This window comes from Candidatus Latescibacter sp. (assembly GCA_030692375.1).
In the GTDB taxonomy this organism is placed as follows: Bacteria; Latescibacterota; Latescibacteria; order Latescibacterales; family Latescibacteraceae; genus JAUYCD01.
Genome location: JAUYCD010000146.1, coordinates 1 through 6503, shown reverse-complemented (window position 1 = coordinate 6503; position 6503 = coordinate 1). Strand labels below are relative to the sequence as shown.

Here is a 6503-nt window from a genome sequence, read left to right as displayed (position 1 = left end):
GAAGGGGGTAGAAAAAATGAAAGATAAAAAATGCTTGTGGCGAATTCTCCCCTTAACAAGGGGAGATGCCGACAGGCAGAGGGGATCAATCCCTTTAATGAAATGTGAAAAAACATTTTATGAATAATCCGGGCTAAAAGATGCGCTGCGCTTTCATCGTTCCCGCGAAGCGGCAACAAGTTCGGCATGACACGTGTCATCCTGAACTCGTTTCAGGATCTAAACACTCAATAAAATGCCGAGAAATATTTTTTTTACCGTACTTTCTTCATACTGAAGAATATCTTCCCGAAGTCTTTCGGGGCATGGAAATTGGGCGCCGGAGTCTGCGAGGGGCTCCACTGGCTGAACTGCTCGTTCGTCTTGCCGCCGCAGCGGTTCAGACCGACACGCCACATGCCGCCGTCCTTTGGCGCCTTCCCGTCGAAGAGACCGGGATAATCGGAAAACCGTATGGCAACCTCGAGCATCCATTCCTTGTCTTCATCGCTGTCATTGTTGAGCGTGCCCTTGAGCGAATGAGCAATGTGCGGGGGAAGGATTTTGTTCTCCAAGATGGGTTTTTTCAGGTCGTTGCAGACACTGAGCACATTCCCGATGCAGTTCATCTCGAACATATTGTAGCCGCCGACAGACTGAGGATTGGGATTCCAGAAGATTTCGGCGGCGTCATCGAGGCAGGTGGCGGAATTGGTGTCCCAGTGGTCCGCCCAGATGCGCCTGTCCTGGCAGCGGAATGAAAGGTAAAGGAAATTGTCGTCCCAGAGCATCTTGGCTTCGGTCTGCTCCTTGTCACCTGATTTCCACCAGGGGAATTGAAAATCGCCGACCGATTTGGCGGCGGCCCAGTCGGCTTCATCAAGGATACCGTCGATAACGATCTTCCCCGTGGCGCGCATGACTGTATACTCGGGAAGCTTCGCCTGCACAGTCAGCGGAAACAGGAGTACAAAAAACGCCGCCAATCCGGAAACTATTCTTGGCATTGCCGGTCCTTTCGAAAAGACAAGTATAAAAATCTTAAAAAAGTTGATGTAGTATTGTTCAGACCCTGAAACGAGTTCAGGGTGACACGTGTCATGCCGAACTTGTTGCCACTTCGCGGGAACGATGAAAGCGCAGCGCATCTTTTAGCAACCGTTTCGGCATCTATTTTGAAAAGAAACGCAAAAAATTTGTCGTTATGTATTGTTTCGGCATCTATAATTTTTTTGAGTTCTATTTCTTCTTTCCAGGCGCTGGTTTACTTTCCGGCACCCGGACGAATACCAATTTGGGTTTGTTGACCAGCTCCAGCGACAGGGAAGCATTCCCAATACTCGCCAGGCCGTTTTTCTTTTGCACACCGTCCACAGGGTTCGGCGATTCAAGGCTGATGACATTTTTCGTGATCGCGAAGGCGCCGGTTTCAGGGTTTTTCCCGGCGAGGATTTTCTGAACGGCATCACTTCCCATATCTTTGAACGGCTCCCTGCCGGCGAGTATTTGCGCCATGGCTTTGAGGTTTTGTTCGGTGAAGGTAAATTTGTAGGTTCCATTCGTTCTGAATTCCAGAATACTTCCCCAGTAATATGCAAGATCACGGTCGGATTCTTTCCATGCCCCGATCAGCCTGCTCTTGCTCCTGTCCACTTCCGAAATCCGATAGGTGTAAAGGATCATGGTACGGCCTTCACGGAGGGCATCGGCTTTGGGTTTTCCCCCGGGCTTGCGGTCAAAGTATTCTATGAGGGGAGCATAAGGCCCTTCGTGGAATTCACGGAGCTGGACATTCGGTTCGCGTTCCAATTGGCTCAGAGCCTCCTTTGGGGGCCTATCGGGGAAGGGTGACCAGGTTTTGAGGAGAAATATGACCAGATAAGTATCCTTGTCCTCGTATATGATCTCACGTTTTTTCGGGAGTCTTGTCTCAAAATAGCCCAGTACCGTGCTTACATCATCGCTGGTGATATACTCGGCAGTTTCGTAATAGGGGTCAAGGCCGGCAGTGGTTCGAATAAAGACCGTCCTCGGATAAAGGGGAGCGCCCAACTGACGTTTTGCCGGTTCCTTCTCATTGAGACCGGATTGGAGACCGGACTGGGCATATACATTCCCAAGGAACATCAAGAGGATGATACTGAAAAATACAATGCGTTTCATATCAGGTATTTTTCCTCTTTCAAAACGAATCCTCGATGGCTTTCAGCATGGCCAGCACATTTTCCACCGGAGTGCCTGCCTGAATGTTGTGGATTGCGTTGAAAATAAAACCGCCGTCACGGTTGAAAATCCGGATGCGCTCGCTCACTTCACGGTATACATCTTCCGGACTTCCGAAAGGGAGTGTCTTCTGTGTGTCCACTCCGCCGCCCCAGAAGGTGAGTCGCGAGCCGAAATCCTCCTTCAACATGTGCGCATCCATACCCTCTGCCGAACACTGCACCGGATTGATAATGTCGAATCCGGCTTCGATCACATCTTCAAGAAGGGGACGGATTCCACCGCAGGAATGCATGAACGTTTTCCAGGATGTGTTATGGTGTATCCAGCCGCAAAGACGTTTGTGAAAGGGCATGAAAAGATCTCGGTAAACGTCCGGAGAGATGAACGGCCCGCGCTGGGTGCCAAAATCGGCGCCGGTGATGAAAATGACTTCGATGCGGTCGCCTGCTGCTTCCCTGACACGGGCGAGATTAGAAAGGCCGATCTCGCACTCCCGTTCGAATACTTCGTAGACATAATCTCTGCGGATCACGGTGGAAACATACCATTCCTCTACAGAACGGATTCCGCGGGGGTCTTTAATCCCCGGGCCGGGCACAAAGGCTATGTCTCCGAAAGAAGTTCCCGGCATGGAGTATACCACCGCATACCCGGTGTTGGTGTAGAGCCATTCGGAGCTTTTACGGAGGTGCTCCAATTCTTCTTCGGAAAGGGGGCCGAATTCTTCCAGGTTGTCCTCGACCCGGAGATGATCGTCATCGATGGGCTTCTGACGGACGGTCGAATCAAAGTAGAATCCTCCCTTCGGCATCCGTGCGCAGGGGGAATAGGTTCGGTCGCCGCAGGCGTACATGGGAATATCGCCGTTTTCATCGGGCACGGTATTGAAAAGACCCGGAACGAGCACCCTGGTGCCGTCAAACATGGTCCAGGGCTTCCAGTCTTTGTTTTCGAACCCGAACATATTTTTTGTTCCGAAAAGCCCGATACAGTCGATATGCATCTTCCGGCGGAGGTCGTTTTCAATCTCGCCAAGCATCTGGTAGGGCTCGATGACCTTTACCCGTGCATCGGGACCATCCAGTCCGAGAGCTTTCCGGAGCTGTAAAACCACACTGACCGATATACCAGTGACCATGGTGGAGCCGAAATCAACGGGAACCCGGTCCGGCTGACGGTGATTCAGGGCAGCTCGCACTCTCTCGCGTGAAGTCATTCCTGATACTCCTGTTAATCCTGTCAAAATTTCAGCAGGGGTTCAGCGGATTGAACCCGTAATGCAACTTGTCAAACACACCTGTGAATAATGATATAACTATCTGAGAGGCAGCCTTTTAACCCGGATTATTCATAAAAAATGGATTTTCTTTTTGTAAGCCTCAAAACTACAGCCCCCTAAATCCCCCAAAGGGGGACTTAAAAGACTAAAAGACAAAGTGTAACAGTTTTTTCCTAATTATGTTGCACTTATATGTTATTATATTTACCATGTTAACCCGGATTATTCGTAAAATTGTCATTTCAATTTTTTACATAAATATCAATCACTTACCATATATTACAAAATAAAGCTTATCCTCTTGTATAACAAGAAGTAATGAAAAAGTATTAAAGAATTATCACCGCCTATTTTTCTAAAAAGAAATTACAGATAGAGTGAACATATGTTACATCGAAAATAATTCAATTTTGAAGAAATTAAGGTAAATATTCTTCTATCATTTTATTATATAAGAACTTAAGAGTAAGGCGTAAAAATTTTGTGAATAATCCGGGTTAGATAGTGTCTATTTGAAAAACAATTGGAATTAGATCCTGAAACGAGTTCAGGGTGACAGCGCATCGGTCATGCCGAACGTGTTTCAGAAATATCACCGTGCCCGCTTCCACGGGAACGCGTAGGTAGGCCGGTTCACGAATCTCTTCATATCCGCATCGAGCCGGACCATACTCGAAGGCGGAAGTTCCACTGCGAAGAACTCACGGTTGACCGAATAGACCTGGCCGCCGGGAACCGGTGGAGAGTCCTGACGCGCCGCCGACCGCAAGACACGTACTTCGGTGAACGTGTGCTCGGCGTAGGCGCCGCCCTGTACGATCATTCTCCGGGTCTCACGGAGGTTCGTATTGACGAGGGAGAATACCGTCCGGTCAGCGCTGAGTTTTTCCACAAGCGCCGCGGTATCTTCGGGAAGGCCTGGCCGCGCACGGTCAGGATCGAAATACCGCACCCGCGCCATGAGGAGTCCGCCGTTATAGCAGGTGAACGGCGCGCCCATGGTCATCTGGGCGAGTCCGTTGGTGAAAATCGGGTTCTGGAGGAGTACTGTCTGGCTCTTCCACTCGTGCTCCCAGCTTCCGCTCCTGATACGTTCGAGCGCGAGCGCGACATTTTCGTATTCGGCGGCGAGAATCTTTTCGGGCCAGTCCGGATTGGCGCCCGCAAGCCATCCCAGGTGCGGCGCCTCATTACGGCGGTGCTGGTTTCCCCTGAGGTCGGAGAGCACGCGGTTCCAGTCGAACAGGGTGCTGTCCGGCCGCCACATCTCTGCTTCTGGCGAAGGAGGCGGATTGGGTGAGTCGGCGTAGGCATACTCCCAGGGGCCGTTCCGCTTCCCGTTCCGAATGCGCTCGACCCGGTCCCAGTCGGACATGTCCATGGAAGCCTTCCAGAGGTGGCTGAAAATGTAGTCGCCGAAGGGCCGGTAATCATACCAGCCTTCCGGTCCCGCTTTGTAAGGCACGAGGAGATTTCCGTCTCTCACTACCGACCGTTCGAGCAGCATATCCACCTGGGAACGGAGGAATCCGAGGTATTTCGGGTCGCCGGAGAGAATGCAGGCGCATTCGGACGCGGTGATAAGGCTGTTGAATATCATCTCGACCGAATACCGTCCGCTCCAGCCGAAAAATCCCCCCCACCATTGTCCGTTCCGCTTCTCGCCGACGATTCCGTCCGGCCCGGTGTTATCCGGGATGATACCGTTATTCTTCTTTGTCCGTTCCATCCAGGCGTCCACATACTCCAGCACCCACTTCCGGTACTTCTCGTCCCCGGTGAGGATGTAAGCGTGGCTGACCAGACCGGTGACAGCCAGATTCATCGGCACATCGCCGGATATGACGATCTCGTTATAGAGCTTCTGTATCTCTGCATGGCGGGCCGGATTCTTCTCCCAGCCGGGTTCAAGGGTCTTCACCACCGGGAAAAGACTCGCGTGGCCGTAAATGAGGACATAGTCGCATGAGCTCCCGGTCGCCGGGCCGGCGCTCCCGGTGATGGGCGATCGGATGATCCGGCGCGCCGGGTCCCAGTCGAGGACATCCGGGTCCTCTCCCAGGTAAAATCCTGCAAACCTTCGCGCCCGCTCCACATTCTCTGTGAGGGAAGGGTCCGCGAGCCCGAAATACTGGAATCCCAGGTACCCCTCGCTGAGGTGAAGCATGTCGTTCTGCGCGACAAATTCCTTGAGGACACTTTTCTGGTAACGCAAGGACCACTGGCGGGTTATGGCGCTCCACTCTTCCAGGCTGCGGTCCAGAATTTCCTCACCGCCCCCGATTGCGTAGAAGAGCGGCCAGGAGTTGAAGCATTCATAGTCGTCGTCGAGTTTGCCGTGTAAAGTCATCTCACCGCCGCGGCTGGTGAACCGTTCGAGGTAAAGGGGAGCCGCCTCGTTCATCGCCCGGATGAGACGGCGCTGCATGACCGCCCACGCCGGCGGGACGCATCGGACCGCTCCTCCCTGAATGGTGACCAGGCCGGGAATTTTTACCGGTGAAGTTGTTTCCTGACGTGCTTCGGCGCCGTTGGCTGTAACCACCACTGCAGCAAGCGCTGCGGAAAGAATCAAGGGAAATGGCAGCATCGGGTATGCTTTTCATTGTTAGAACAGATTGGATACTTTTAGCCGGAAGTTATGGTGGATAGTGTCCCTATAGGAAGATAATGGGATATCGGGGATTTATCAAGGAGTATGAGGTGTCTGGTCGTCCCCCATTTTTTATTCGGCGATAGATGTGCCCTATTACTTATTTGCTCTTTAGATAAAATCCCCCCGCCGCATAAAGTGTCAAGTCCTAAAAAATGTTTACAGTGATAGTAGTAATTTTCTTTTTTTGTTACTTTTTATCTTTTGTTGAAAAGTGTTGAAATGTGGCTCTTCTCCAAATTAGTTGGTAAATTTTGCAGTGCAAAATGAGATAACTCTTTGAGAGGCAGCCCCCTAAATCCCCCGAAGGGGGACTTTCATCGTTTGGGATAAAAAAAGTTTTGTTACGTAAATAATCTAAGCAAG

4 protein-coding genes are annotated in these 6503 nt (G+C 51.3%); all 4 read right to left on the bottom strand.

Annotation, left to right across the window (positions count from 1 at the left end; genetic code table 11):
- Positions 1–254: 254 nt before the first annotated feature.
- The 4 genes from Q8O92_09050 to Q8O92_09035 all read right to left on the bottom strand — a co-directional run bounded on the left by Q8O92_09050 (position 255) and on the right by Q8O92_09035 (position 6074).
- A complete protein-coding gene (locus Q8O92_09050) occupies positions 255–986 on the bottom strand; it encodes a carbohydrate-binding family 9-like protein (GenBank protein ID MDP2983463.1) in 732 nt (243 codons plus the stop codon).
- A gap of 232 nt (positions 987–1218) precedes the next feature.
- On the bottom strand, positions 1219–2142 hold the full coding sequence (locus Q8O92_09045) for a hypothetical protein (GenBank protein MDP2983462.1): 924 nt from the start codon (positions 2140–2142) through the stop codon (positions 1219–1221).
- 19 nt (positions 2143–2161) lie between these two features.
- A complete protein-coding gene (locus Q8O92_09040; GenBank protein MDP2983461.1) occupies positions 2162–3421 on the bottom strand; it encodes a uroporphyrinogen decarboxylase family protein in 1260 nt (419 codons plus the stop codon).
- Positions 3422–4076: 655 nt separating this feature from the next.
- Positions 4077–6074, bottom strand: coding sequence for a hypothetical protein (locus Q8O92_09035; GenBank protein ID MDP2983460.1), 1998 nt, complete (start codon positions 6072–6074; stop codon positions 4077–4079).
- Positions 6075–6503: the final 429 nt, after the last annotated feature.

Coding starts and splice junctions, on each gene's coding strand:
- Q8O92_09040 (MDP2983461.1), bottom strand. CDS start 3,421: ATGACTTCACGCGAGAGAGTGCGAGCTGCCCTGAATCACCGTCAGCCG.
- Q8O92_09050 (MDP2983463.1), bottom strand. CDS start 986: ATGCCAAGAATAGTTTCCGGATTGGCGGCGTTTTTTGTACTCCTGTTT.
- Q8O92_09045 (MDP2983462.1), bottom strand. CDS start 2,142: ATGAAACGCATTGTATTTTTCAGTATCATCCTCTTGATGTTCCTTGGG.
- Q8O92_09035 (MDP2983460.1), bottom strand. CDS start 6,074: ATGCTGCCATTTCCCTTGATTCTTTCCGCAGCGCTTGCTGCAGTGGTG.